General features: G+C 63.9%; 23 protein-coding genes. 9 read left to right on the forward strand and 14 right to left on the reverse strand.

Features of this window, described 5'->3' with window-relative positions:
• Positions 1–4: 4 nt before the first annotated feature.
• The 4 genes from ABEH27_RS08490 to ABEH27_RS08505 form a co-directional block, all read right to left on the reverse strand.
• Positions 5–550, reverse strand: a complete 546-nt coding sequence (locus ABEH27_RS08490) for a cupin domain-containing protein (protein ID WP_346613135.1) — start codon at positions 548–550, stop codon at positions 5–7.
• Between the two features lie 79 nt (positions 551–629).
• Positions 630–1,835: an MFS transporter gene (locus ABEH27_RS08495; protein WP_346613136.1), complete on the reverse strand. Its 1,206-nt coding sequence runs from the start codon at positions 1,833–1,835 to the stop codon at positions 630–632.
• An 87-nt stretch (positions 1,836–1,922) separates the two neighbouring features.
• Positions 1,923–2,456, reverse strand: coding sequence for a cytochrome b (locus ABEH27_RS08500; protein WP_346613137.1), 534 nt, complete (start codon positions 2,454–2,456; stop codon positions 1,923–1,925).
• Positions 2,453–3,499, reverse strand: a complete 1,047-nt coding sequence (locus ABEH27_RS08505) for a catalase family peroxidase (protein WP_346613138.1) — start codon at positions 3,497–3,499, stop codon at positions 2,453–2,455. The genes ABEH27_RS08500 and ABEH27_RS08505 overlap by 4 nt, the downstream gene beginning before the upstream one ends.
• 131 nt (positions 3,500–3,630) lie before the next feature.
• Between ABEH27_RS08505 and ABEH27_RS08510 the strand changes: the two genes are divergently transcribed.
• Both ABEH27_RS08510 and ABEH27_RS08515 read left to right on the forward strand, forming a co-directional pair.
• On the forward strand, positions 3,631–4,152 hold the full coding sequence (locus tag ABEH27_RS08510; RefSeq protein ID WP_346613139.1) for a sigma-70 family RNA polymerase sigma factor: 522 nt from the start codon (positions 3,631–3,633) through the stop codon (positions 4,150–4,152).
• Positions 4,149–4,901: an anti-sigma factor gene (locus tag ABEH27_RS08515; protein ID WP_346613140.1), complete on the forward strand. Its 753-nt coding sequence runs from the start codon at positions 4,149–4,151 to the stop codon at positions 4,899–4,901. The genes ABEH27_RS08510 and ABEH27_RS08515 overlap by 4 nt, the downstream gene beginning before the upstream one ends.
• A 52-nt stretch (positions 4,902–4,953) precedes the next feature.
• On the opposite strand, the gene xthA is transcribed toward ABEH27_RS08515, so the two are convergent.
• Positions 4,954–5,766, reverse strand: coding sequence for an exodeoxyribonuclease III (gene xthA / locus ABEH27_RS08520; protein ID WP_346613141.1), 813 nt, complete (start codon positions 5,764–5,766; stop codon positions 4,954–4,956).
• 162 nt (positions 5,767–5,928) lie between these two features.
• On the opposite strand from xthA, the gene ABEH27_RS08525 reads away from it, so the two are divergent.
• Genes ABEH27_RS08525 through ABEH27_RS08535 form a run of 3 tightly spaced genes read left to right on the forward strand, consistent with a single transcriptional unit; the run spans position 5,929 to position 12,044 of the window.
• Positions 5,929–6,579 carry a GNAT family N-acetyltransferase gene (locus tag ABEH27_RS08525; RefSeq protein ID WP_346613142.1) on the forward strand — a complete coding sequence of 217 codons (651 nt, stop codon included), beginning with the start codon at positions 5,929–5,931 and terminating at the stop codon, positions 6,577–6,579.
• Positions 6,580–6,630: 51 nt separating this feature from the next.
• Positions 6,631–8,373 (forward strand): autotransporter assembly complex family protein, encoded by a 1,743-nt coding sequence (locus ABEH27_RS08530; RefSeq protein ID WP_346613201.1) that lies wholly within the window; start codon positions 6,631–6,633, stop codon positions 8,371–8,373.
• Positions 8,370–12,044: a translocation/assembly module TamB domain-containing protein gene (locus ABEH27_RS08535; RefSeq protein WP_346613143.1), complete on the forward strand. Its 3,675-nt coding sequence runs from the start codon at positions 8,370–8,372 to the stop codon at positions 12,042–12,044. Before ABEH27_RS08530 ends, ABEH27_RS08535 begins: the two co-directional genes overlap by 4 nt.
• A 9-nt stretch (positions 12,045–12,053) precedes the next feature.
• Here ABEH27_RS08535 and ABEH27_RS08540 read toward each other — a convergent pair whose 3' ends face one another.
• From ABEH27_RS08540 to ABEH27_RS08555, 4 genes are all read right to left on the reverse strand, one after another.
• The gene (locus ABEH27_RS08540) at positions 12,054–12,611 is read right to left on the reverse strand and encodes a DUF2589 domain-containing protein (RefSeq protein WP_346613144.1); all 558 of its coding nucleotides are present in this window, start codon (positions 12,609–12,611) and stop codon (positions 12,054–12,056) included.
• A gap of 79 nt (positions 12,612–12,690) precedes the next feature.
• Positions 12,691–13,350, reverse strand: a complete 660-nt coding sequence (locus ABEH27_RS08545; protein WP_346613145.1) for a DUF2589 domain-containing protein — start codon at positions 13,348–13,350, stop codon at positions 12,691–12,693.
• A gap of 68 nt (positions 13,351–13,418) precedes the next feature.
• Positions 13,419–13,799, reverse strand: a complete 381-nt coding sequence (locus tag ABEH27_RS08550; protein ID WP_346613146.1) for a Mor transcription activator family protein — start codon at positions 13,797–13,799, stop codon at positions 13,419–13,421.
• 273 nt (positions 13,800–14,072) lie between these two features.
• A complete protein-coding gene (locus tag ABEH27_RS08555) occupies positions 14,073–14,531 on the reverse strand; it encodes a hypothetical protein (protein WP_346613147.1) in 459 nt (152 codons plus the stop codon).
• A gap of 148 nt (positions 14,532–14,679) precedes the next feature.
• On the opposite strand from ABEH27_RS08555, the gene ABEH27_RS08560 reads away from it, so the two are divergent.
• Positions 14,680–14,868, forward strand: a complete 189-nt coding sequence (locus ABEH27_RS08560) for a hypothetical protein (protein ID WP_346613148.1) — start codon at positions 14,680–14,682, stop codon at positions 14,866–14,868.
• Positions 14,869–14,902: 34 nt separating this feature from the next.
• Here the strand turns inward: ABEH27_RS08560 and ABEH27_RS08565 are convergent, their stop codons facing one another.
• Positions 14,903–15,277, reverse strand: coding sequence for a fe2+ zn2+ uptake regulation protein (locus ABEH27_RS08565; protein WP_346613149.1), 375 nt, complete (start codon positions 15,275–15,277; stop codon positions 14,903–14,905).
• Between the two features lie 199 nt (positions 15,278–15,476).
• Between ABEH27_RS08565 and ABEH27_RS08570 the strand changes: the two genes are divergently transcribed.
• The gene (locus ABEH27_RS08570; RefSeq protein ID WP_346613150.1) at positions 15,477–17,789 is read left to right on the forward strand and encodes an acylase; all 2,313 of its coding nucleotides are present in this window, start codon (positions 15,477–15,479) and stop codon (positions 17,787–17,789) included.
• Positions 17,790–17,983: 194 nt separating this feature from the next.
• Here the strand turns inward: ABEH27_RS08570 and ABEH27_RS08575 are convergent, their stop codons facing one another.
• Both ABEH27_RS08575 and ABEH27_RS08580 read right to left on the reverse strand, forming a co-directional pair.
• Positions 17,984–18,706, reverse strand: coding sequence for a UDP-2,3-diacylglucosamine diphosphatase (locus ABEH27_RS08575; RefSeq protein ID WP_346613151.1), 723 nt, complete (start codon positions 18,704–18,706; stop codon positions 17,984–17,986).
• On the reverse strand, positions 18,703–19,206 hold the full coding sequence (locus ABEH27_RS08580; RefSeq protein ID WP_346613152.1) for a peptidylprolyl isomerase: 504 nt from the start codon (positions 19,204–19,206) through the stop codon (positions 18,703–18,705). The genes ABEH27_RS08575 and ABEH27_RS08580 overlap by 4 nt, the downstream gene beginning before the upstream one ends.
• 248 nt (positions 19,207–19,454) lie before the next feature.
• Here ABEH27_RS08580 and ABEH27_RS08585 point away from each other — a divergent pair, with 248 nt between their 5' ends.
• The gene (locus tag ABEH27_RS08585; RefSeq protein WP_346613153.1) at positions 19,455–21,158 is read left to right on the forward strand and encodes a glutamine--tRNA ligase/YqeY domain fusion protein; all 1,704 of its coding nucleotides are present in this window, start codon (positions 19,455–19,457) and stop codon (positions 21,156–21,158) included.
• Between the two features lie 9 nt (positions 21,159–21,167).
• Positions 21,168–22,550, forward strand: coding sequence for a cysteine--tRNA ligase (gene cysS / locus ABEH27_RS08590; RefSeq protein WP_346613154.1), 1,383 nt, complete (start codon positions 21,168–21,170; stop codon positions 22,548–22,550).
• A gap of 94 nt (positions 22,551–22,644) precedes the next feature.
• Here the strand turns inward: cysS and ABEH27_RS08595 are convergent, their stop codons facing one another.
• Positions 22,645–24,036, reverse strand: a complete 1,392-nt coding sequence (locus tag ABEH27_RS08595) for a HAMP domain-containing sensor histidine kinase (protein WP_346613155.1) — start codon at positions 24,034–24,036, stop codon at positions 22,645–22,647.
• Positions 24,014–24,694 carry a response regulator transcription factor gene (locus ABEH27_RS08600; protein ID WP_346613156.1) on the reverse strand — a complete coding sequence of 227 codons (681 nt, stop codon included), beginning with the start codon at positions 24,692–24,694 and terminating at the stop codon, positions 24,014–24,016. The genes ABEH27_RS08595 and ABEH27_RS08600 overlap by 23 nt, the downstream gene beginning before the upstream one ends.
• Between the last annotated feature and the right edge of the window lie 76 nt (positions 24,695–24,770).

Genomic DNA, 24,770 nt, shown 5'->3' on the forward strand with positions numbered 1-24,770 from the left:
CAGATCAGAAGTTGGCCGGGGTATTGGCGCTGATGATCTCCGCCTCGTCCTGGCCGATGTTCTTGAAGCTGTGCGGCAAGGTTGTGGGGATGTAGTAGCCATCGCCCGAGTTGAGGATGCTGACCTGGCCATCGACCCACAGCTCCACGGTGCCGCGTGTGACCAGCCCGCATTCCTCGCCTTCGGCATGCACGATCGGCTCGCCAGAGTCGGCGCCCGGTGCATACAGTTCGCGCAGCATGCGCATCTGCCGGGCCTCCACACTGGCCCCGACCAGCAGCATGCGCAGGCCATTGCGGCCCAGGTCAGGCTGCTCGCTGGCGCGAAACACGAAGCGCTCTTCCCGTACCGGCTCGTCGAAGCTGAAGAACTCCGCCAGGGTCATCGGGATCCCTTCAAGCAGCTTTTTCAGTGAGCTGACCGAGGGGCTGACGCGGTTCTGTTCGATCTGCGAGATGGTCGAATTGGTCAGCCCGCTACGGCGGGCCAGTTCCCGTTGGGAAAGGCTGTTGCGTTCACGCACCAGTTTGAGTCGTGTCCCCGTGTCCATAGCCGCCTTGTAATCAGAGGTGTTAAAAATAATGAGCGACGCATTAAAACACACTCTGCACGCTTGCGCGCTGTGCTTGTCAGGCGCGTCGTTCGCGCGGCATTGGCCATAGCCCGACCAGCAGTAAAAGCAGGGCCACCGCCAGGAACGGCAGGCGTGGATCAAGCGCGTAGACCAGCGTTCCGGCCAACGGGCCGATCACCGCGCCCATGCCTTGTGCAGCGCCGATGGAGCCGGCAGTGGCGCCTTGTTCGGACGCCTGCATGGCATTGGCCGCCAGCGCCGAGAACGACGGGAATACAAAGCCCATACCGGCAGCGGCGACGAAGTAGCAACCCCACAGCCAAGGCGCGCTGGTGGCCAGTGCGCCAGCGGCGAAGCCCAGCGCAGACACCGTGGCGCCGACGCGGATCATTTTCAGCGGCGGCCACTCCAGTTGTCGCAGGAGTACCTGCGAGAGGATAAGCGCCACCCCCACCGTGGTCAGGGCAATACCGGCCGCCTGGGCGGCCTCGGCCGGCCCCAGCTGCAGGCGGTCGAGGGCGAAGAAACCGACGATGATCTGCGACACCGTCACGCTCAGCATGGCGCTGAACGCCACCAGCAGCGGCCGGCGCAAACGTGGGTCACTCAGCCGCACCAGGCTGGGCGCATGGCTGACTGCCAGCGGTTGCGGCTTGAGCTTGAACAGCAGCACCAGAAATGCGCTGGCGGGCAGCAGCGACATCACATGGAACGGCAGGCTCAGGCTATGCCGTGCGAGCAGCGCCGCCAGTGCCGGGCCCAGCACCAGGCCAACGGCGTTGGCCGCGCCCAGCGACGCCATGGCCCGGGCCCGCTGTTGCGGCCCGACATGGTCGGCGATCAGCGCATTGCAACCCACCGGTATGGCCGCATAGAAGGCGCCGATGCAGCCGCGCGCGATCATCAGCCCGACAAACGCCAACGTCGCCCCAGGCAGCCAGCGCAGAGCGCCTTCGACGAACAGGCACAACAGCCAGTAGGCCACGGTGAACCCGGCACTGCCCAGCAGCAGGATGCGCCGACGGCCCAGGCGGTCGGCCGCGCGGCCCCAGGGGCGGGCCAGCAGCACCCAGACCACGCCGGCCACGGTCACCGCCGCACCGGCTTGCCAGGTGGCCATGCCGAGCAGGCGGGCGATGGGCCCGATCAGGGCGACGAAGGCCATCATCGACATGGTGCAGGCCATGGTGGCCAGCAGCAGGGGGCGTAAGTCCAGCGTGGCGGCTGGGGTAAGGGTGGCAGGGTCCTTTGCGGCATTCATGTTGGCAGTCCAGGGCAGTTGAGCAGAAACCACTCAGCTTAATGAGAGCATTTATCGTTTGTCGAGCCTGCCCTGTGGCGCATGCCATCATTCGCTGCGCCGCAGGGGGCCTGGCCACATGCTACGCAACACCCCGTCCCGGCGCACCAGGGCATGCATCAAAGCCGCGCCCAGGTGCACCAGCACCGTGGCGAACAACAGGTAGCCGGCCCAGCCGTGTGCCTGGCGAAGTATTGCGTACAGCTGCAGGTCGTGCGGGGCGATGGCGGGCAGTTGCAAAGGGCGTGGGTAGCCGCCGGCCGACAGCATCGCCCAACCCAGCAGCGGCATGGCCAGCATCAGGCCATACAGCAGCAGGTGCGATGCGCCAGCGGCGATGCGCTGCACGGCGGGCAGGTCGCGTGGCAGCGGTGGGTGTGGCAGCGCCAGGCGCAGGCCGATGCGCACGATCACCAGCACCAGCAGTGCAAGGCCAGTTGCCTTGTGCAATTCGACGAGTGTGGGGTGGCGCAGCGACAGGTCGCCCACCATGCTCACGCCGATGAACAGCATGGCCAGAATCAATATCGCCATCAGCCAGTGCAGCAGGCGGGCCAGCGGGTGGAAAGCTTCGGGTTTCATGGGTGGGCTCCTGCGCCGAGCGATTCGCGGCTGCGGCGGTTGAAGGATTCCGAATAGGCAGCCGAGCGGGCGGCGAGGATCGGGTCATCGGACGGCTGAATGCCGCTGGGCAGGATCAACGGGTCGAAGTTCAAGTCACGGCAGGCGCCTTGCTCCTGGGCATCCACCTGTTCGATGACCAGGGTGCCGGCATCGACAGTTTTACGCTCGGCGGGCCAGGGGCGAGCGGGGTCGTCCTGCGCATCGCCCGGGTCGGCCAGCACCAGACGCAGGGTCCAGCGCAGTGGGCCCTGGGCCAGGCGCTGCTGCAGGTCGTGTTGCAGGAACCGCTTGTCATCGACCTGGCCGGGCAGCGCCGCGAATGGGGTTTGTGGCTCCAGTTGCCAGCGCACCGGGTGGGCAGTGCCGTGGGCATCGATCAGGCGGAACGCATTGATGCTGTGGTACTGGGTGCTGGCGAAGCTGTCGCTGGCTTTGTAGCCCGCAGCCCATTGGCGAAACGCTGCGCTTTCCGGGTGAGCGGCAAAGAACGCCTGCAGCTTTGCCGGGTCCGGTTTGCCGGTGGCAGGGTCCGGTGCACTGGCCAGCACCTGGTCGTAGAACCCTTGGGGCGTGCTCACGGCCAGCACTGGCGGGTTGTTCATCCCCGTGCGCCACACCTGGCCGTCGTCAGTGCTCAGCTGGATGGCCAAGCTGCGTACCGGCACGGCGGTATCCGGGGCGAACGGGTTGGCGCCGCCGATTGCAAAACGGCCGATCACTGGCACGTGTTGCTGGCTGAACGCACGCGCCGTCGACAGTGCCGCGGCCTGGCCGCTGGGCTGGAAGTAGCCACTGACGCACAGGCCCTTGGCGTGGTTTTTACGGTAGCCCGCATAGTGGCCGGCCTGGGCCTCGAAGGTGTCGATGATGCGTTGCGGGGTGAGCTGCGGCCCGCCGATCCAGCCTGCGGCATAAGCAAAGCCGGCGCCCAGGGCCAGCATCACAGCGCCGATACCCGCCAGGCGCAAAGCCTTCTTCGGGCCATGCAAGGGTGAGTTCATGGTGTTTGTCCGGTTCAGTGAAGATGCCGGTACGACGCGGCAGCAGAAAAGTTATTCCACCGGTGGGAATAGATTTTGTTGCCAGGCGTCTGCCCCATACACTGAATAACCCCAAAGGCCGGTAACTAGCCATGCACGACCTGGACGAACAGCAGTGGCGCGAATTACTGCAGCGCCTGCGCCGCTTTGCCCTGTGGCTGACCCGTGAGCCGGGCAGTGCCGATGACCTGGTGCAGGGCACCGTCGAGCGTGCCTTGGCCCGCAGCAGCCAGCAACGCGACGCCGATGCGTTGCGCGCGTGGTTGTTCACCATCCTTTATCGGCTGTTTCTCGACGGTAAACGCCGCGAACGCCTGCATGCGCGTTGGCTGTCGTGGTTCGGTCATGCCGAACGCGAAGAGGAAGCCCTCGGCGGGAACATTGAGAACATTGTGCTGGCCCAGGCCGACCTGCAAGCCTTCGCGCGCTTGTCGGCCGAGCAGCGCGCCTTGCTGTTGCTCGTCAGTATCGAGGGGCTGAGCTACAAGGAGGCGGCCGTCGCGCTGCAGATCCCCATCGGCACCGTGATGTCGCGGCTGTCCCGCGCCCGTGCCGCCTTGCGTGAACTGACCGAGGGCAACCCCCAGCCCCCGGCCTTGCGGAGACTCAAATGACACGCCTGATTCCCAGCGAAGACGAACTGCACGCCTATGTCGACGACCGGCTCACGCCGCCGCGCCGTGCCGAGGTGCAGGCGTGGCTGGCGGCCAACCCCCAGGAAGCCGCACGCATCGACGCCTGGCGCAACGATGCCCGGCGCCTGCGGGCGGCGTTGGCTGGCTTTGGCGAGCAGCCGGGGGCGGCGCAGCTCGACCTGGGCCAGGTGCAGCGGCGCTTGCGCCAACGTCGGCAGCGGCGTTTGGCTTCGGCGGCGGTGCTGCTGCTGGCTTTGGGGGTGGGCGGGCTGGGTGGCTGGCAAGCGCGCCAGGTGACGCTGGCAGGCAATGAATTGCCGATGGCCGATGCGGTGCAGGCGCATCGGTTGTTTGCTGGCAGCGAGGCGCTGGATATCCAGGCCAGTGACCCGACGCAGTTGCGCGATTGGCTTGGCCGGCATTTCAACCGGGTAGGGCAATTGCCCGACCTGACCGGCTACGGCTTCCAGCCGGTGGGCGCGCGGTTGCTGAGCAACGAGCAGGGGCCGGCGGCGTTGCTGGTGTTTCAGGACCGCGCGGGCCAGCGCATCAGCCTGTTCCTGCGCTCACCAGGCCAGCGTTACGAGCGCATGCCGCAGGGGCAGCGGGTCGATGGGCAGTTGGAGGCGCGCTACTGGTCGCATGGGGCATACAACTTTGCCCTGGTCAGTGCCGCGGATGATGTGCGTGGGGCGGGGGTGGGGGAAGCGTTGAGGCTCGGGCTGTAGCCTGTGCCGCAGCAGCCTTTCGCGGGCATGCCCCGCGAAAGGCCGCATTCGATCAGCTCAATTCCAGCCAGATCGGCGCATGGTCCGAAGGTTTCTCCATCCCGCGCAGGTCATAGTCCACACCCGCTGCCTTGATGCGCGGCACCAAGTGCTGCGAAGCCATGATCAGGTCGATGCGCAGGCCACGCTTGGGCTCGTCTTCAAAGCCACGGCTGCGGTAATCGAACCAGCTGAAGCGGTCGGCGACCTCTGGGTGCAGGTGGCGGAAACTGTCCACCAGGCCCCAGCCCTTCAGGCGCTCCATCCACTCGCGCTCCTCAGGCAGGAAGCTGCATTTGCCGGTCTTCAGCCAGCGCTTGGCGTTGTCCGGGCCGATACCGATGTCGCAGTCCTGGGGCGAGATGTTCATGTCGCCCATCACCAGCAGCGGCTGGTCATTCTTGAACTGCCCCTCCAGCAGCGCCTGCAGGTCGCTGTAAAACCGCTGCTTGGCCGGGAACTTGGTGGGGTGGTCACGGCTCTCGCCCTGTGGGAAGTAGCCATTCATGACCGTGATCGGTGTGCCGTTCGCATCCGCGAACGTGCCCCAGATAAAGCGGCGCTGGGCGTCTTCTTCATCGGTGGCAAAGCCTTTGTGCAGGCTCAACGGTGCCTGGCGCGAAAGCAGCGCGACACCGTAATGGCCCTTCTGGCCATGGTAATGCACGTGATAGCCCAGGGCTTGCACGTCGGCCAAAGGGAACTGATCGTCGCTGACCTTGGTTTCCTGCAGGCCGATCACGTCGGGCTGGTGCTTTTCGATCAGCGCCGCCAGCTGATGCGGGCGGGCACGCAGGCCGTTGATGTTGAAACAGACGATCTTCATCGAAAGACAATCCTGGTAAAAGGCCGGATGCTAGCCGACATCGGCCTTGATCACCAGCGTGGCGGCCTGGCAAAGGCACTGCTAACGTGCAGTCAGGGGTGAACGAAGCGCCGCGGTGCACCTCCAAGGCACTGTATGCCCATTCCAGGAGGACTGCCCGCAATGCCCGAAGCCACTGCCGCCCAGGCTCGCGTCTGCACGCTCGATGACGGCTACAGCCGTGAGGCACGCTCACTGCTGTACAACGCCTACCGCCACGAGCCCACCTTTGCCTACATCTTCGAGGGCCAGCGCCCAGGTTACGAACGACGTTTGCGGGTCATGGTGCGTGAATGGGTGCGTCAGCACTTCTACCTGCAATTGCCCGCCATCGGCCTGCTGCTGGACGACCGCCTGATCGCGCTGGCGCTGATTGTGCCGCCGCAGCGCAGGCTGGGGGTGGCCGACAGTTGGGCATGGCGCCTGCGCATGCTGCTTGGCACTGGCCAGCGCTGTACTCGGCGCTACATGGAGTACCAGGCGGCGCTGATGAGCTGCCTGCCGACCGATCAGGTGCACGTGCTGCCGCTGCTGGGCGTGCACCCGCAGTTCCGCGGCCAGCACTACGGCGAACAATTGTTACAGGCTGTGCACGACTGGTGCGCGGAAGACCCCAACACCCAAGGTGTGGTGCTGGACTCGGGTAACGAGCATTACCTCGCGTTTTACCAGCGCCAGGGCTATGAAGAGATAGGCGAGGTGGCTGTAGGGCCAATCCGGGAGCGGGTGTTCTTTCATCCCAACCCGGTGTCATCCATGCCCTCAATTGCCTGAAAGGGCGCCAGGCGGCTCCCTTGAGCGCCTGGCTCTGGTAGCATGCGCCGCATGACGTATTCAGGAAGACTAACCTGGGGCCTGGTTTTCTGGGCCGCCAGTTTCGCAGCATGGGGCCAGAGCGAATTGCTGGTGCAGGTAAAGCCAGCCAACAAGGCGCTCAAAGCCAATGTCGAAGGCTATATAGGTACCCTTGGTGACCGCGATGAAGAGGCGCTGCTGCGCTTCAGTCGCGGGGCTCAGGAGCAGGCGCGCAAGGCCGCGCAGGCACTTGGCTACTATCAGGCGCAGATCGACACCGAGGTCCAGCCGCCCGCCAAGGCCGACCAACCGGCAAAGCTGATCATCCACATCGACCCCGGTGAGCCTGTGCGCCTGCGCAACGTGACCGTGCGCATCGAAGGGCCGGCCAGCGAGATGAAGGCATTTCGCGTACCCGACAGCAAAACCCTGCGCGCCGGCGAGCCACTCAATCATGGCGCGTACGAAGACGCCAAGCGGCTGATCCAGAACCAGGCTTCGCGCTATGGGTTCTTCAGCGGCCGCTTCAGCCGTCAGCGCCTGGCGGTCGACCCGCAGGCCGGGGTGGCCGACATCGAGCTGGTGTACCAAAGCGGCCCACGCTATCGCCTGGGGGCGGTCAGGTTCAGCGGTGACACGCCGCTGGACGAAGACCTGCTGCAACGCATGGTGTCATTCAAACCGGGCACCCCCTACGATTCCGAACTGATCGCCGAACTGAACAACGACCTGCAATCCAGCGGCTATTTCGAGGGCGTGCGGGTGGATGCCGCGCCTACCGCTGCGGTGGCGGAACAAATCCCCGTCGACGTTCGCCTCGATATCCGCAAGCCGCGCACCATGGGCCTGGGCCTTGGCTTCTCGACCGACGTCGGCCCGCGCGGCAAGGCCAACTGGACGCGCCATTGGGTCAACCCCCAAGGCCATAGCTATGGCTGGGAGACGGAACTCTCGGCACCCCGGCAGAACGTTGGCCTATGGTACGACGTGCCGCTGGACCCGCCGCTGACCGACAAGCTGCGCTTCGCGGGCGGTTACCAGAACGAAGAAATCGCCGGCACCGATACGCTCAGTAAATTGCTGACAGTGGGCCCCGAATGGCACAGCAAGTTGCCCAGCGGCTGGCAGCGGGTGATCTCGCTCAAGTACCAGCGCGAAGAGTATCGGCTGGGTGACGATTCGGGCTTGAGCAACCTGCTGATGCCGGGTGTGAGCTTCTCTTATCTGCGCAGCGACAACCGCATAGACCCGCACAACGGCTACCGCCTGCAGTTCGATACCCAGGTGGCCAAGGAGGGGCTGGTTTCCGACACCAACCTGTTGCACGGCAATGTCCTGCTCAAGGGCCTGACCACCCTGGGCCACAACCACCGCTTGCTTGGCCGGGTGCAGTTCGGCGGCAGCGCCACCAACGGTTACAAGAACAACATCCCGCCGTCACTGCGCTTCTTCGCCGGTGGCGACCAGAGCGTGCGCGGCTATGACTACCAAACCCTGTCGCCGAAAAACAGCGACGGCGACCGCATCGGTGGCCGCTACCTGGTGGCGGGCAGTGTCGAATACCAGTACTCGCTGACCGAAAAGTGGCGCGTGGCGACCTTCGTCGACCAAGGTAATTCGTTCAATACGCTGGAACTGCCTAGCCTCAAGACAGGTGTCGGCTTTGGTGTGCGCTGGGTCTCCCCGGTCGGGCCGTTGCGCCTGGACCTGGCCAAGGCCCTCGATGACGACGGTGGAATTCGCCTGCACTTCTCCATGGGGCCTGAGCTGTGATGCGTGTGTTGAAATTCATTCTGCTGGGCATGCTCGGCAGTGTGCTGCTCGTTGTTCTGGCAGCCGGCATGTTGCTGGGTACCGAGGGCGGTAGCCGTTGGCTGCTCGCGCGCGTACCGGGCCTTGAGGTCAACGATTTTCAGGGGCGCCTTGGCGGAACCTGGCAGGCCAGTCGCTTGAGTTGGAGCGACGCTGGCAGCCGGGTCGAGGTGCAGGCACCGCTGTTGAACTGGTCGCCAGCCTGTTTGTTGCGCGCCAAACTGTGCATCGATCAGTTGCACGCCCAGCGCATCGACATGGCCTTTGCGCCGAGCGAACAACCTGCAGACACTGGCCCGCTGCAGCTGCCGGCGTTGCGCCTGCCGCTGGCCATCGAGCTGGGCGAGGTCAAGGTTGGCCAGCTGCGCCTGGATGGCAGCGACCTGCTGGGCGACCTGCACCTGGCGGCGCACTGGACAGCCACGGGGCTGCGGGTCGACAGCCTGCAGTTGCAACGCGATGATCTGCACGTGGATGTGCAGGGCGACGTGCAGCCCGAGGGCGACTGGCCCGTGCAGCTACAAGGGCAGGTGCAATTGCCTGCCGTGCAAGGGCAGGCGTGGCAACTGGCAGTGACCGCCAAGGGTGAGCTGCAGAAAACCCTCGAGCTCGACGGCACCAGCAGCGGCTACCTGAACGCGCGGCTGACCGGCGAGCTGCAAGCCCTGGCCGAACACCTCCCGGCGGCCTTGCACATCAGCTCCGACGCCTTCAAACCTTCGGCATCGCTGCCAGACACCCTGCAACTGAACCAGCTCACGCTTGATGCCAAGGGCGACTTGCTCAAGGGCTATCAGCTGTCCGGTAACGCCAGCCTGCCCGCCGAACAGGCGCCGATCGCCTTGCAGCTTGCGGGCAAGGTCGATGCCAAAGGGGCGAAACTGGAGGCCCTTGACCTTATGGCCAGCGATGCCCAACGGGTCAAGCTGCAGGCCAGCGTTGACTGGCAAAAGGGCTTGCTGGCTGATGCCCAACTCGACTGGCAGGACTTCCCCTGGCTACGCCTTTACCCGCTGGAAACGCCACCTGAAGTGACCCTCAAGCGCTTCAATGCCCAGGTGCAATACCGTGACGGCAATTACCAAGGCACCTTCAATGGTGACCTCGACGGCCCTGCCGGGGCATTCACACTGGCCAGCCCGTTCGAGGGCGACCTGAGCCAGGTACGTTTGCCACAGCTTGCGCTCACGGCGGGGCAGGGCAAGGCTGCCGGCAGCGTCGCTGTGCGCTTTGCCGATACCCTGGCCTGGGACGTCGACCTGCAATTGTCGGCCCTCGACCCGGCCTACTGGCTCGCGGAGCTGCCGGGTACGCTGGCCGGCCCGTTGCGCAGCAAAGGCGAGATGAAGGATGAGCAGCTTACCCTCGATGCGCAGCTTGACCTGAAAGGCCGCCTGCGAGGCCAGCCGGCCATACTCAAGGTCGAGGCCGAAGGCGCCGGGCAAAACTGGACGCTCGGCGCCCTTGCGGTGCAATTGGGCGACAACCGCATAAATGGCAGTGGCAGCCTGCAACAACGCCTGGCCGGGCGTGTCGACCTCGACCTGCCGCGGCTGGGGCAGCTGTGGCCCGGGCTTCAGGGCCAGGCCAAGGGCCGGCTGGACGTCAGCGGTACATTGGCTGCACCGCAGGGCACCTTGACCTTGCTGGGGCAGCAACTGGCCCAGGAACAGAACCGTATTCAGCGCCTTGACCTGGACGCGCGCCTGGACAATGCCCAGCGCGGTGTGATCGATCTCAAGGCTAATGGCATTCGCCTGGGCGATACGGTCCTGGGTACCTTGCAGGCCAACGGCAAGGGCGATATCCGCCAGCAGGCGCTGACGCTTGGGCTTGACGGCCCGCAGCTGAAGCTCGCCCTGGGGCTGGACGGCCAGTTGAGCAAGGGTGATTGGCGTGGCCGCTTGGCCAGCGGCAGGATCCAGGCCGGCGGACAGGACTGGCAGCTGCAGGCGCCGGCTCGCCTGCAGCGCCTGGCCAGCGGCCAGCTGGACTTCGGTGCCCACTGCTGGCGCTCCGGCCAGGCCAGCTTGTGTGGCGAGGATCAACGCCTGGCACCGGAGCCGCGCCTGCGTTACCACCTCAAGCAGTTCCCACTGGACAGCCTGGCCCAATGGCTGCCGAAAGATTTTGCCTGGCAGGGGCTGCTCAATGCTGATGTGAACCTGGACATTCCCGCCAGCGGCCCGAAGGGGACCTTCAGCATCGATGCCAGTGGTGGCACACTGAAGGTGCGCGACAAGGCGCGCTGGGTCGACTTCCCCTACCAGGCCTTGCGCCTGGACAGCACCCTGGCGCCGCGCCGTATCGATACACGCCTGAATTTCCGGGGCGAGCGCCTTGGCGAGCTGACCCTGAATGCGCGCATCGACCCATTGGCCAAGGACAAGCCGCTGTCCGGCGACTTCCGCCTTGCCGGCCTGGACCTGTCGATTGCCCGGCCGTTCGTGCCCATGGTCGAGCGCCTGGCCGGGCAACTGAATGGCAGTGGCCGGTTGTCCGGCACCTTGCTGGCCCCGCAGGTCAACGGCAACTTGCTGCTCAGTGGCGGCGAGGTCAGTGGCGCCGAGCTGCCGGTGAGTGTGCAGGACCTGTCGCTGCAAGCCCTGATCGCTGGCGAGCAGGTGCAGCTCAGTGGTGGCTGGCGCAGTGGCGAGGCGGGCAGGGCGCGGCTGACCGGCCAGCTGACCTGGGGCCAGGTGCTGGGCATGGATGTACGTTTGCAAGGCCAGCAGTTGCCGGTCACGGTCGAACCCTACGCAACGCTCGAGGTATCGCCAGACCTCAACCTGCGCCTGATCGACGACAAGCTGGCAGTCGCCGGCAAGGTCCTGGTGCCCAAGGGCAACATCACCGTGCGTGAGCTGCCGCCGTCAACCGTCAAGGTGTCGGATGACACCGTCATCGTCGGCCACCAGACCGAGGAGGGCAAGCCGCCCATGGCGATGGCCATGGATATCGATGTGGAGGTGGGGCAGGACAAGCTGTCGTTCAAAGGCTTTGGTCTGACCGCCAACCTGCTCGGCCACGTGCACATCGGCGACAACATGGACACCCGCGGCGAACTGAGCCTGGCCGATGGGCGCTACCGCGCCTATGGCCAGCGCTTGACCATTCGCCGGGCACGCCTGCTGTTTGCCGGGCCTATCGATCAGCCTTACCTGGATATCGAAGCCATCCGGCAAGTGGATGATGTGATCGCCGGGATTCGCCTGAGTGGTAGCGCCGAGCAACCCACCACCAAGGTGTTCTCCGAACCGGCCATGAGCCAGGAACAAGCGCTGTCCTACCTGGTGCTGGGTCGCCCCCTTGGCACCTCGGGTGAAGACAACAACATGCTTGCTGAAGCTGCGCTGGGCCTGGGGCTGGCTGGCAGCGCCGGGATTACCGGTAGCCTGGCGTCGGGCCTGGGTATTGAAGATTTCCAGCTGGACACCGAAGGCTCCGGCAACACAACCAGTGTGGTGGCCAGCGGTAACCTGACCGAGAAGCTCAGCCTGCGGTACGGGGTAGGGGTATTCGAGCCGGCCAACACCATCGCGCTGCGCTACAAGCTCAGCAAAAAGGTTTACCTGGAAGCGGCCAGCGGGCTGGCGAGCTCGCTGGACATCTTCTACAAACGCGACTTCTGAGGGCTGCCGTCAGCGTACGGTTGCAGCCTCGACGAACTCGTTGGTGTCGGTGGCAGGCGGGATGCGGGGCTTGCGGGCGGGGGTGATCAGCTTGGTGTATTCCTCGATCAGGCGATTGAGGGCTTCGGGCGGTTCGCTGGCTTGAAACTGCATGCGGATCTGCACTTCATCGGGGTCGCGGGCATCACCCTGGCGGCCCTGCGCGCCGATCGTCACCTTGAAGGCTGCGGTGCTGTCGCGCTCGCTTTCCGCCTGCAGGGCGCGAAGGGCCTCCGTGCTATTCACCCGCACCGATAGGTCAACCTGCATGCGCTCCAAGGCCAGCCCCTTGGGCGAAACCAGGGCGAACAATGGCACGCGAATAATATGGTTTTCGTCCATGGCGACTTCCACCATCTTGGCCTTCATTGGCGCGCCGAGGGCCTGGGGGTCGATATCGAAGAACTGGTCGAACAGGTTGATGTATTGCTGGGCAATAAGGCTGTTGGTGGCTGCTGCGGCTTCTTGAAGGCCCCGGGTGATATCCCGAAGGTCAATGGCTGTCATGGGGGCTGGTGGCTTTTCCAATCAATCGCTCCAGGGGCAGGAGCGCCCCGCCGTGGCAGCGGGGCGGTCATTCAGGGGGGCTGCTGATAATTGACGCCAGTTATGGAGTCGGGGTTGCCGGCTGATTGTTGGCTGGCGACGGTGTACCCGTCAGGACACCGTCGGTCGAAATGGCGTCAGGGCTTGCCAGGGTCGCCTTGGGCACAACCGTCGGCTTGGTGGCGGCATCGGTAAGAAAATCGATGACCCTCATCATCGCCTCTGGCGGATCCTGGCGGCGCAACGTGGTATTGAATGCATAGCGGGCGCGGGTATCGGTCTTGCGGGTTTGCGTGGACTTGTGGCTAATGCTGCCTTTCATCTCCAGCTTGAACGGGCCCCAGCCCAGGGCGCCAGCAATGTCGCCGCTCTTGGCAGAATCGCTGAAATCTTCGGCCGCCTGGCTGATGGTCAGTTCGAACTCGACTTTACCCTCTTCGATGACAATGTTCGGGTGGGTGATGGCCGCCATCAGCGGCACCTTCATGGACTTGCTGACGATACCTTTGTAGTCGCCCTGCTCATCGACGATGGTTTCGTCATAGTCGAACTGGATGGCGACCGCCTTGCCGTCCTGCACGCACACCTGCATGAGGAAGTCGGCATAGGACTTGCTTGCAGTGACCTGAGCCTGAACCATGGCTTGAAGCGGGCCGGCGATCATCCGGTCCATGGGCAAGGCATTGATGACGGATCCGATAAGGCTGCTGTCTATGGACATAGCGGGATTCTCTTTCTGTGGTTGATGTTGCAAATGTGGCCGTCAACGGGCGGCCAGGGTGATTGCCGTCAGCGAGCGCAAGGCTCTTGACGGCGGATGTTGCCGATCTGGCGCAGGCTCAAGCCGTACTTGTCGGCCAGCAGGCTGCGTGACAAGCCATCAGCGCTTTCTTTCTGGATTTGCAGGTTGCGCAACTGCCGCAGGAAGTGGTCTGCCTTGGGGATTTCCAGGGCCACGCCGGCAAAGCGCTTGATCAAGGCATCGAGGGCTGCGCCAGGGAGTACGTCAGCGAGCTTGGTCCGTTCGCGGTGCTTGGGGATGTACTTGGGCCTGCCACCGTAGGCGCAGGTCAGCTGGTAGGCGTTTTCAATACCGACGCATTCGATCAAGGCCTGCAGCGAATGCGGCAGTTGGCTGATGTCGATGGCGGTGAGATCTGGCAATTCCATGGGAGGCTCCCTCGCGGTAGGTGGGGCGCGATGCTTTGAAGACCCGGGGCGGGTCAGCGATTACCAGCGCTGTTCAGTCGTTGGCATGGCTGAATTGTCAGTGAGCGACGAATACCGTCGCTAGGCGCCAAGTGGGCTGGTGTTTGTAGCCTCCGTGAGCGCTATTTGAAGGCAACGGTTTAGCTGTTTGTAGGACATCGCTTCACCGCCGCCCTTAAGGCATTGATTTCTCAATAGGTCGCTTTTCCACGAGCAGTGAGGGTGCCGGTACCCTCAAGGGCAGGGGTAGCCCTGCACCAGGCTTGCGCTGCTGAGATAGGCATAGGGGGAGTCGGTCATGTTCTGGGGCAGGCTGCGCCAGTCGATGACGAGGCAGAAGGCATTGAGGGGTTGCTCATCGAGCATGCCGACGACCTGCCCAGGGAAAGCGCGGCGGTAGAGTGCGAAGGTATTGTTCTGGGCTTCGACCTGGTCTGCCTTGGTCAAGGTCTCGCGGGCAAGCTGTGGCAATTGCGCTTGCGATAGCGTGAAGTAGGCGCGCCCAGGTTCGGGTTGCAAATGGCCAGCTGCGCGGGTTCGCTGCCACAACTGCTGCCATTGGTTGCTGCCGGCGTGGGCAGCCAGCTTGGTGCCCAGCGTGAGCAATTGTTCAGGCGGTAGCGGGTGGGTGTCCAGCGCGTGGGCGGGGAGTGAGGGCAGTATCAGCAAGGTAAACAGGGCGGGTTTGAACATGACGCCTCCGGCATTGGGTTGGGGCCCAATGCTTTCAGGCTTGGTGGGCAACGCTAAGCAGGAAATGCAGCGCCGTAACCCACAGGCGTTGTATCATTGCCGCGGCTCATTGCGAGCCATTTGCCCCCGATGTAGCAAGGAACTATCGATGACACACGTGCAGCGCCTCAAATATTCCCTTCTGATCATCCTGGTGGTGCTGGGCCTCATGCTGGGCCTGTCTCACCTGCAGAAACAGGGCACGATCAGTGAACAGACCTTCCAGATGCTGGCTATCGCCATCGCGGTGGTGGTTGTGGTGATCAACGGGATCATGCGGCGCAAGGTCAAACCTTGACCATGCCGGCCGGCCAGACCTGGCCGGCCCTGCATCAGCGCGGCGAGGGCTGGTCGAGCACCGCGCGCGCTTGCGGGTTGAGGCTGTAGCACTTGTCATTGCCAAGGCTGATGACACCTTCCGTGCACAGGCGCTTGAGTACCTCACGTACGCTGAGGAACGACAGCGGAATGTCCAGTTGCTCGAGTTGCGCGTGCACGCCACGCACGCCAATGCTGCGGCCATCGCGGCCTGCAGTGTGCAGGGCGTCGATGACCTTCAGGCGGATCAAGCTGGTGCGCAGGCCATAGGTGCGCAACAGCTCGCGGATCTGCTCATTGCCGACACGCTCTTCCCCGCAGGCGTCCTGTCCTTTGTCCGCCTTGGCCGGGGCGCGCCCGGTCTGCAATGAGGGTTGCGGGTTGTACATGTGAATGCTCCTTTTCGTGGACTAACCCGAAATATGGGTGCCTCACTTACTAGGACGAATGAGGGCGGCAAATCTGCAGCCTGAGCGTGAAAAAAGTTGCCTGTCGTTTGAAGAAGACGATCCTGCTGCGCAACTTGCGTAAAATTTTCATCTGGCCACTCGTCTGATCTGGAATGATCCCTGTCTCCGAGGAATGCCCGTGTTCTCTATTCCACGCCCCCTGACTTGCGCGAGCCTGGCGGCTGCGCTGGTCGCCTCCAGCATTGCCGTGCAGGCGCGGGAAACCAGCACTGACGCCAGTGCCCAGATTCGCCGTACCAGTTTCGGTGTGCCGCACATCGTGGCCAAGGACGAGCGTGGCCTCGGTTACGGTATCGGCTATGCCTACGCTCAGGACAATCTGTGCCTGCTGGCCAACGAAGTGCTGACGGTCAACGGTGAACGCTCTCGCTACTTTGGTGCGCAGGGCAAAACCCTCGAACAGCGCGACAACCTGGCCAGCGACCTGTTTTTCACCTGGCTGAATACACCGGCTGCCGTGAGCGGCTTCCTCCAGGCTCAGCCCGCCACGGTGCGTGATCTGCTGGAGGGCTATGCCAGTGGTTTCAACCGTGCGCTGGGTGAACGGCGCAGCCAGGGCTTGCCGGCCGAGTGCGGCGATGGTGAGTGGCTGCGGCCGATTACCAGCCTCGACCTGATCAAACTGACCCGCCGGCTGTTGGCGGAGGGCGGACTGGGCCAGTTTGCCGAAGCAGTAGCGGCTGCGCAGCCGCCCCAGTTGGCGAGCCAGCAGGCCGCGCCCGGCTTTGGCGCGGCATTGGCCCAGCAACAGCGCTTCGCCTCCGAGCGTGGCAGCAATGCCGTTGCGGTGGGTGCAGACCGTTCCGCCAACGGCCGTGGCCTGCTGCTGGCCAACCCGCATTTCCCATGGATGGGCGGGATGCGTTTCTACCAGATGCAACTGACCATCCCCGGCCAGCTGGATGTGATGGGCGCGGCACTGCCGGGCCTGCCCGTGGTGAACATCGGCTTCAATCGCCACCTGGCCTGGACCCACACGGTCGACACGTCCAAGCACTTCACCCTCTACCGTTTGCAGTTGGACCCGAAGGACCCTACGCGCTACCTGTACGATGGCCAGTCATTGCCGCTGGCTCGCCAGGCCGTCAGCGTCACGGTCAAGGCTGCGGATGGCACGCTGAACCAAGTGCAGCGACAGGTCTACAGCTCGAAGTTCGGGCCGGTGGTGCAGTGGCCCGGTCGCCTGGAGTGGGACAACCAGGCGGCCTATAGCCTGCGTGACGCCAACCTGGACAATACCCGTGTATTGCAGCAGTGGTATCGCATCAACCGCGCCGACAGCCTGGACGCTCTGAAGGGCTCGATCGAGCAACTGCAAGGTATCCCTTGGGTCAATACCCTGGCCGTCGATGCCGGGGGCCGGGCGCTGTACTTGAACCAGTCGGTAGTGCCGTATGTGGACCAGCCGTTGTTGAACCAGTGCAGCAACCCAGCGGCGCAAGGGCCGCTGGTGGTACTGGATGGCTCGCGCAGCGCCTGCCAGTGGAAGGTCGATGCGCAGGCAGCCCAGCCTGGTATCTTCCCTGCACACCTGCTACCCAGCCTGGAACGCAACGATTTCGTACAGAGCTCCAACGACCCCGCCTGGATGACCAACCCGGCGCAGCCGTTGACCGGCTACTCACCACTGGTCAGCCGCAATGACCAGCCACTGGGCATGCGCGGGCGCTTCGCCCTTGAGCGCCTGCAAAGCAATGCCAAGCTGGGCGTGGACGACCTGCAGCGCATGGTGATGGATGACGAAGTCTACATGGCCAGCCTGGTGCTGCCGGACCTGCAGCAATGGTGCAAAGGTGCCGAGGCTGATCTGCAGGCACTTTGCGCGAGCCTGGCGAGCTGGAACGGCAAGGCAGACCTGAACAGTGGCATTGGCCTGGTGCACTTCCAGAATATCGTCGACACCTTGATCAAGCACCCGCAAAGCTGGCGAGTGGCATTTGACCCGGCAGACCCGCAACACACCCCGCGTGGGTTGGCGGTCGAGCAGGCGGCGGTGCGCACCTTGCTGCGCGAAGCGGCGCTGGCTTCACTGCAACAGGTCGCCAAGGCCGGTGTTACCGAAGACAGCCGTTGGGGGCAGATCCAGCAAGCGGCCGATGGTACGCCGGTGCCCGGTGGCCCGCAGGGGTTGGGCGTGTACAACGCGATCTTCAGCGTGCCCCATGGGCCAGGCAAGCGCCTGGTGGTCAGCGGCACCAGTTACCTGCAGCTGGTGAGCTTTACCGACAAAGGGCCGCAGGCCCGGGGATTGTTGGCGTTCTCGCAGTCCAGCGAAGCCGCTTCGGCGCATTCGAGCGATCAGACCAAGGCGTTCTCGGCCAAGCAGCTGGCGCCCATCCCGTTCACCGAGGCGCAGATCAAGGCTGACCCTGAGTATCGGCAGTATGTGATCAGTGAGCGGGACAAGGCTGCGGTGGCGCGCCAGCCCTGAGTTGTAATCCGCACCGCCCTCATCGCCGGCAAGCCGGCTCCCACAGGTAAACCGCTGCTCTCGGGAACAGTGAAGTACCTTGTGGGGGCCGGCAAGCCGGCTTCCACAGGTAAACCGCTGCTCTTGGGAGCAGTGAAGTACCTTGTGGGAGCCGGCTTGCCGGCGATGAGGCTGCAACGGCAAAGCGAGCAGTTTCAGGAAAACTCGAACGGCTCCAGCTGAAAGCCCTGCGCATCTACCTGCAGGGTCCAGCCGCGACGGTCCCAATCGCCCAGCACGATGCGCCGGGCCGGCTCACCGTTGACCACCAGCTTGTGAATAGCCGGCCGGTGGGTGTGGCCATGCACCAGCGTTTTCACACCGTGCGCCGCCATCACCTTCGGCACTTCCTCAGGCGTGACGTCGACGATTTCGGTCGCCTTCATGCGCGTTTGTGCGCGGCTTTCGCTGCGCAGCTTGCGTGCCAGCTTCTGCCGGGTGGCAAGCGGCAGATGCCGCAAGATCCACAGGCTCAGCGGGTTGCGCAGGTAGCGGCGCATTTTCATGTAGGCCAGGTCGCGGGTGCACAAGGTGTCGCCATGCATCAGCAACACCTGCTCACCGCCCAGTTCGATCACACTCGGGTCGGCCAGCAGCGTACAACCAGCGGCCTTGCAGAAGTCCTGGCCAATCAGGAAATCACGGTTGCCGTGCATCAGGTAGACCGCCGTACCACTGTCGCTCAGCTGGCGCAGGGCCTGGCAGATCGACTGCTGAAAGGGCGTCATGGCGTCGTCGCCGATCCAGGCTTCAAAGAAGTCGCCCAGAATGTACAGCGCCTTGGCATGCCGTGCGCGGCCGTCGAGCAGATCAAGAAACGCCCGGGTAATGTCCGGGCGTTCTTCTTGCAGGTGCAGATCAGAGATCAGCAGTATCACTCAATGATCTCGGCTTTCTCGATGATCACGTCGTCTTTCGGCACGTCCTGGTGGCCAGCCTTGGAGCCGGTGGCGACCTTTTCGATGGCGTCGACGACTTCAGTGCCTTCGACCACTTCACCGAATACCGCGTAGCCCCAGCCCTGGGTGTTCTTGCCGCTGTGGTTGAGGAAATCGTTGTCCGAAGCATTGATGAAGAACTGCGCGGAGGCCGAATGCGGGTCCATGGTGCGGGCCATGGCAATGGTGTACTTGTTGTTTTTCAGGCCGTTGTCGGCTTCGTTCTGGATGCTCGGACGCTTGTCACGCTTCTCGTTCATGCCCGGTTCGAAACCGCCACCCTGGATCATGAAACCCTTGATCACACGGTGGAACACGGTGTTGGTGAAGTGGCCAGCTTTGACGTACTCGATGAAGTTGGCGACGGTCAGTGGCGCCTTCTCGGCATTCAGTTGCAGGACGATGTCGCCGTGGTTGGTGCTCAGTTTGACTTTGGACATGCTGAAATTCGCTCTTTCATGGCATTCGGGAATTAGGGTGCGCAGTGCGCCTTTAGTCACCTGACGCAACATCGGGCGACCGCGACACATGGCGCGCACTGGCCATTTTGCCAGCCTGCGGCAAAAAGCTGCGATAAATCACGGCAGTTTGTCCGGGCCTGGCTGTCAGCAGCTTGACTGCTTCGGCTATGATAGGCCCTTTGATTCAATCGGCCTACCCAGGCCGGACACGTGCATTCAAGGATCCTATGAGCAAGCCCACTGCCGACAACGCGCCCAACGCCGCTGCCAAAGGCGCCCCCGCCGTCCCTGCGAACTTCCTGCGGCCGATCATCCAGGCCGACCTGGACTCGGGCAAGCACAGCAGCATCGTCACTCGTTTTCCGCCGGAGCCCAATGGCTACCTGCATATCGGCCATGCCAAGTCGATCTGCGTCAACTTCGGCCTGGCCAAGGAGTTCGGCGGCGTCTGTCACCTGCGCTTCGACGACACCAACCCGGCCAAGGAAGACCAGGAATACATCGACGCCATCCAGCGCGACGTCAAATGGCTGGGCTTCGACTGGGCCGGCGACGTGCGTTATGCCTCCAACTACTTCGACCAGCTGCACGACTGGGCCGTTGAACTGATCAAGCGTGGCAAGGCCTATGTCTGCGACCTGACCCCTGATCAGGCCAAGGAATACCGCGGCAGCCTGACCGAGCCTGGCAAGAACAGCCCGTTCCGCGAGCGCAGCGTCGAAGACAACCTCGACCTGTTCGCGCGCATGAAGGCCGGCGAGTTCAAGGACGGCGAGCGCGTGCTGCGTGCCAAGATCGACATGGCGTCGCCGAACATGAACCTGCGCGACCCGATCCTGTACCGCATCCGCCACGCCCACCACCACCAGACCGGTGACAAGTGGTGCATCTACCCGAACTACGACTTCACCCATGGGCAGTCCGATGCCATCGAAGGCATCACCCACTCGATCTGCACCCTGGAGTTCGAAGGCCATCGCCCGCTGTACGACTGGTTCCTCGATAACCTGCCGGTACCGGCGCACCCGCGCCAGTACGAGTTCAGCCGCCTGAACCTGAACTACACCATCACCTCCAAGCGCAAGCTCAAGCAGCTGGTCGACGAAAAGCACGTAAGCGCCTGGGATGACCCGCGCATGTCGACCCTGTCGGGCTTCCGCCGTCGCGGCTACACCCCTGCCTCTATCCGCAACTTCTGCGAGATGGTCGGCACCAACCGCTCCGACGGCGTGGTCGACATGTCGATGCTCGAATTCAGCATCCGTGACGACCTCGACCGCACCGCGCCGCGCGCCATGTGCGTGCTGCGCCCGCTGAAAGTGGTCATCACCAACTACCCGCAAGGCCAGGTCGAGCAGCTCGAGCTGCCGCGCCACCCGAAGGAAGACATGGGTGTACGCGTGCTGCCGTTCGCCCGCGAGCTGTACATCGACCGTGACGACTTCATGGAAGAACCGCCGAAGGGCTACAAGCGCCTGGAGCCGGCCGGTGAAGTGCGCCTGCGCGGCAGCTACGTGATCCGCGCCGACGAAGCGATCAAGGATGCTGACGGCAACATCGTCGAGCTGCGCTGCTCGTACGACCCGGACACCCTGGGCAAGAACCCCGAGGGCCGCAAGGTCAAGGGCGTGATCCACTGGGTGCCGGCAGACGCCAGCGTCGAATGCGAAGTGCGCCTGTACGACCGCCTGTTCCGTTCGCCGAACCCGGAGAAGGCCGAGGAGGGCGCCAGCTTCCTCGACAACATCAACCCGGATTCGCTGCAAGTGCTCACCGGTTGCCGCGCCGAGCCGTCGCTGGGCCAGGCACAGCCGGAAGACCGCTTCCAGTTCGAGCGCGAAGGCTACTTCTGCGCCGACCTCAAGGACAGCCAGCCGGGCCGCCCGGTGTTCAACCGCACCGTCACCCTGCGTGACTCCTGGGGCAGCTAAGGAACCGCCGTGCTAAACATCTACAACACGCTGAGCAAGACCAAGGAAGCCTTCAAGCCGCTCGATGGCAACAAGGTGCGCATGTACGTCTGCGGCATGACCGTGTACGACTACTGCCACCTGGGCCACGGCCGCAGCATGGTGGCTTTCGACCTGGTCACCCGCTGGCTGCGCAAGAGCGGTTACGAGCTGACCTACGTGCGCAACATCACCGACATCGACGACAAGATCATCAACCGGGCCAACGAAAACGGTGAAGCGTTCGACGCATTGACCGCCCGCATGATCGACGCGATGCACGAGGACGAGCGCCGCCTGAACATCCTCAAGCCGGACATGGAGCCGCGTGCCACCGACCATATCGCCGGCATGCACGCCATGATCCAGACCTTGATCGACAAGGGCTACGCCTACGCGCCGGGCAACGGCGACGTGTACTACCGGGTCGGCAAGTTCGTCGGCTACGGCAAGCTGTCGCGCAAGAAGATCGAAGACCTGCGCATCGGTGCCCGCATCGAAGTCGACGAGGCCAAGCAAGACCCGCTGGACTTCGTGCTATGGAAAGGCGTCAAGCCGGGCGAGCCGAGCTGGGAATCGCCATGGGGCCCGGGCCGGCCGGGCTGGCACATCGAGTGCTCGGTGATGTCCACCTGCTGCCTGGGCGAGAGCTTCGACATCCATGGTGGTGGCAGCGACCTGGAGTTCCCGCACCACGAGAACGAGATCGCCCAAAGCGAAGCGGCCACCGGCAAGCAGTACGCCAATGCCTGGATGCACTGCGGCATGATCCGGATCAATGGCGAGAAGATGTCCAAGTCGTTGAACAACTTCTTCACCATCCGTGACGTACTCGACGTGTACCACCCGGAGGTGGTGCGCTACCTGCTGGTGGCCAGCCACTACCGCAGTGCCATCAACTACTCCGAAGACAGCCTGCGTGATGCCAAGGGCGCCCTGGAGCGCTTCTATCACGCACTGCGCGGCCTGCCGCGGGTGGCGGCCAAGGGTGGCGAAGGGTTTGTCGAGCGCTTCAGCGTAGCGATGAACGACGACTTCGGCACCCCGGAAGCCTGCGCCGTGTTGTTCGACCTGGTGCGCGAGATCAACCGCCTGCGCGACAGCGACCCTGAAGCCGCTGCTGGCCTGGCCGGTCGCCTGCGTGAGCTGGGTGATGTGCTGGGTGTGCTGCAACTGGACGCCGATGACTTCCTGCGTGCAGGGGCAGAGGGCAAGGTTGACGCGGCTGAAGTCGAGGCTTTGATCCAGGCCCGGCTGCAGGCGCGGACGGACAAGAACTGGGCCGAGTCCGACCGTATCCGTGACCAGCTGACCGCCATGGGCGTGGTGCTGGAAGACAGCAAGGGCGCGACTACCTGGCGCCTGGCTGACTGATGTAAATGGGGGCCGCTCTGCGGCCCATCGCGGGCAAGCGCGGTCCCTGTAGGAGCGGGCTTGCCCGCGATGGGCTGCAAGGCAGCCCCAGGCTTTACTTGCCTGGCCCCGCCAGCGGGCAATGCAACACCAGCTTCGCCCCACCCAACTCACTTTCGCCAATCTCCAGCCCAAACCCATGCAGGTCGACGATCGCCGCAACGATCGACAACCCCAGCCCGAACCCCGCATGGCGGTGGCCTTCCTCGCTGCGATAGAACCGCTTCAGCACTGCAGTTCGCTCTTCTTCGGGAATCCCTGGCCCACTGTCCTCGATGGCGATATGCACGCCCGCATCGTCCTGGGTCGCGGTAATGCCCACCCGCCCGCCTTCAGGCGTGAACTTGATGGCATTGCCCACCAGGTTGGCCAATGCCTCGAACAGTAATTCACGGTCCCCATGCAATGCCGGCAACTGCGCAGGCTGCTGCAGGTTCAGGCGAATGCCGCCGTCCTCGGCCAACGGCAAGTAGAAATCGTGCAGCTCCACCAGCAGATCATGCGGGTCCAACTGCACGAAACCGGCCCGGCGCTGGCGGTCTTCCAGCTCACTGATGCGCAACAAACCGCGAAACCGTGCCATCAGGGTATCGGTTTCACCGATGGCTTGCTCCAGTGCCTCGGCTTGCGGTGAATCAACCGGGCTTTGCTGGCGAATGCGGTACAGCTGTGCGCGCAGACGCGTCAGCGGCGTGCGCAGGTCATGGGCAATGTTGTCGCACACACCCTTTACCTCGTGCATCAGCCGTTCGATGCGGTCGAGCATGGCGTTGACGATGTCGGCCAGCATGTCCAGTTCGTCGCGCCGCGCCGACAGCGGCAGGCGGTGGGTGAGGTCGCCGGCGACAATCAGCTCGGCCTGGGCCTGGATCGCGCGAATGCGCTTCAACGGCCTGCGCCGCAGCAGGTACCAGCCGGCAAAGCCGGGAATCAGGGTCAGTGAGATGCCCCACAGCAATGCATGCAGGATGATGCGGGTGACCACGAACAGCGAGCCGTTGTCGCGGAACAGCACCAGCCAGCGGCCGTCCTGCACCTTGATGGCCACTGCGTCGCAGCTGTCACGGGGCATGTGCGGGTCATCGGCATCCAGGCAGCGCTTGAGCTCGTGTACCTTGCCGTCCATGCCAAGCTCTGGCGGAATGGCACGGATGCGCCCGCCAATCGGGTTGAGCTGGGCGTCGAACAGGCCGTAGGCATCGAAGGCGCGCTCTTCGAACGCCTGGCTGGCGATCAGGGCGTCATCCAGCTGCTTGCCGCTCATGTGCGCGAACAGGTGCTGGCGCTGCAGCATGGAGTGGCGGGTGAGTTTGTTCAGGTAGCTTGAAACCTCGAAGTACAGCACCCCCATGAGGATGCTGCTCCAGGCCACGAAGAGGAAGCTGTACAGCGCCAGCAGGCGGCTGGTCGAGGAGCTCCAGCCCTTAGACGGGTTCAGCAATGGCATAGCCGGAGCCCCGTACGGTACGGATCAGCGGCGACTGCCCGGGGGAATCGATCTTCTTGCGCAGGCGGCCGATGTGCACGTCGATCAGGTTGGTGCCGGGGTCGAAGTGATAGCCCCAGACTTCTTCGAAGATCATCATCCGCGTGATCACCTGGCCACTGTGGCGCATCAGGTATTCCAGCAGCTTGTACTCGGTGGGCAGCAGGTTGAGCGTCTGCTCGCCGCGCCTCGCCTCGTGGCTGATCAGGTCCAGCTGCAGGTCGGCGACCTGCAGGCGGGTCTGGGTCATTGGTACGCTGTTGCGCCGCAGCAGCACTTCGACCCGAGCGGCCATCTCGTCGGAGGCGAACGGCTTGGTCAGGTAGTCATCGCCGCCGGCACGCAGGCCGCGCACGCGCTCATCGACGTCGGACAGCGCGCTGATCATCAGGATTGGCGTGGCGATTTTCAGGTTGCGCAGGGTGGTGACGATGGTCAGGCCATCGACCTCGGGCAGCATGCGGTCCAGGGTTATCAGGTCGTACCCGCCGGCAATGGCCTTGGCCAGGCCCTCGCGGCCGTTGTCGGCCCAATCCACATCCAGACCATGGCTGGTGAGTTCGGCGACGATTTCCTGGCCGGTGACGGCGTCGTCTTCGATGGTCAGTACGCGTGTCATGCTGGTTCCTGGGCGTTTATTGGAGACTTGATTGTGCCAAAGAATAGCCAAACGGCGATTTAAGAAAAATTCATCT

It is taken from the genome of Pseudomonas sp. P39-UII1, assembly GCF_039672635.1.
Taxonomy (GTDB): domain Bacteria; phylum Pseudomonadota; class Gammaproteobacteria; order Pseudomonadales; family Pseudomonadaceae; genus Aquipseudomonas.

What these genes read in the sequence shown, in the direction of transcription:
- ABEH27_RS08495 (WP_346613136.1), bottom strand. Translation starts at nt 1,835, where the DNA reads ATGAATGCCGCAAAGGACCCTGCCACCCTTACCCCAGCCGCCACGCTG.
- ABEH27_RS08515 (WP_346613140.1), top strand. Translation starts at nt 4,149, where the DNA reads ATGACACGCCTGATTCCCAGCGAAGACGAACTGCACGCCTATGTCGAC.
- ABEH27_RS08490 (WP_346613135.1), bottom strand. Translation starts at nt 550, where the DNA reads ATGGACACGGGGACACGACTCAAACTGGTGCGTGAACGCAACAGCCTT.
- ABEH27_RS08555 (WP_346613147.1), bottom strand. Translation starts at nt 14,531, where the DNA reads ATGTTCAAACCCGCCCTGTTTACCTTGCTGATACTGCCCTCACTCCCC.
- ABEH27_RS08580 (WP_346613152.1), bottom strand. Translation starts at nt 19,206, where the DNA reads ATGTCCAAAGTCAAACTGAGCACCAACCACGGCGACATCGTCCTGCAA.
- ABEH27_RS08550 (WP_346613146.1), bottom strand. Translation starts at nt 13,799, where the DNA reads ATGGAATTGCCAGATCTCACCGCCATCGACATCAGCCAACTGCCGCAT.
- ABEH27_RS08500 (WP_346613137.1), bottom strand. Translation starts at nt 2,456, where the DNA reads ATGAAACCCGAAGCTTTCCACCCGCTGGCCCGCCTGCTGCACTGGCTG.
- ABEH27_RS08585 (WP_346613153.1), top strand. Translation starts at nt 19,455, where the DNA reads ATGAGCAAGCCCACTGCCGACAACGCGCCCAACGCCGCTGCCAAAGGC.
- ABEH27_RS08560 (WP_346613148.1), top strand. Translation starts at nt 14,680, where the DNA reads ATGACACACGTGCAGCGCCTCAAATATTCCCTTCTGATCATCCTGGTG.
- ABEH27_RS08505 (WP_346613138.1), bottom strand. Translation starts at nt 3,499, where the DNA reads ATGAACTCACCCTTGCATGGCCCGAAGAAGGCTTTGCGCCTGGCGGGT.
- ABEH27_RS08530 (WP_346613201.1), top strand. Translation starts at nt 6,631, where the DNA reads ATGACGTATTCAGGAAGACTAACCTGGGGCCTGGTTTTCTGGGCCGCC.
- ABEH27_RS08565 (WP_346613149.1), bottom strand. Translation starts at nt 15,277, where the DNA reads ATGTACAACCCGCAACCCTCATTGCAGACCGGGCGCGCCCCGGCCAAG.
- ABEH27_RS08600 (WP_346613156.1), bottom strand. Translation starts at nt 24,694, where the DNA reads ATGACACGCGTACTGACCATCGAAGACGACGCCGTCACCGGCCAGGAA.
- ABEH27_RS08510 (WP_346613139.1), top strand. Translation starts at nt 3,631, where the DNA reads ATGCACGACCTGGACGAACAGCAGTGGCGCGAATTACTGCAGCGCCTG.
- ABEH27_RS08595 (WP_346613155.1), bottom strand. Translation starts at nt 24,036, where the DNA reads ATGCCATTGCTGAACCCGTCTAAGGGCTGGAGCTCCTCGACCAGCCGC.
- ABEH27_RS08545 (WP_346613145.1), bottom strand. Translation starts at nt 13,350, where the DNA reads ATGTCCATAGACAGCAGCCTTATCGGATCCGTCATCAATGCCTTGCCC.
- xthA (WP_346613141.1), bottom strand. Translation starts at nt 5,766, where the DNA reads ATGAAGATCGTCTGTTTCAACATCAACGGCCTGCGTGCCCGCCCGCAT.
- ABEH27_RS08525 (WP_346613142.1), top strand. Translation starts at nt 5,929, where the DNA reads ATGCCCGAAGCCACTGCCGCCCAGGCTCGCGTCTGCACGCTCGATGAC.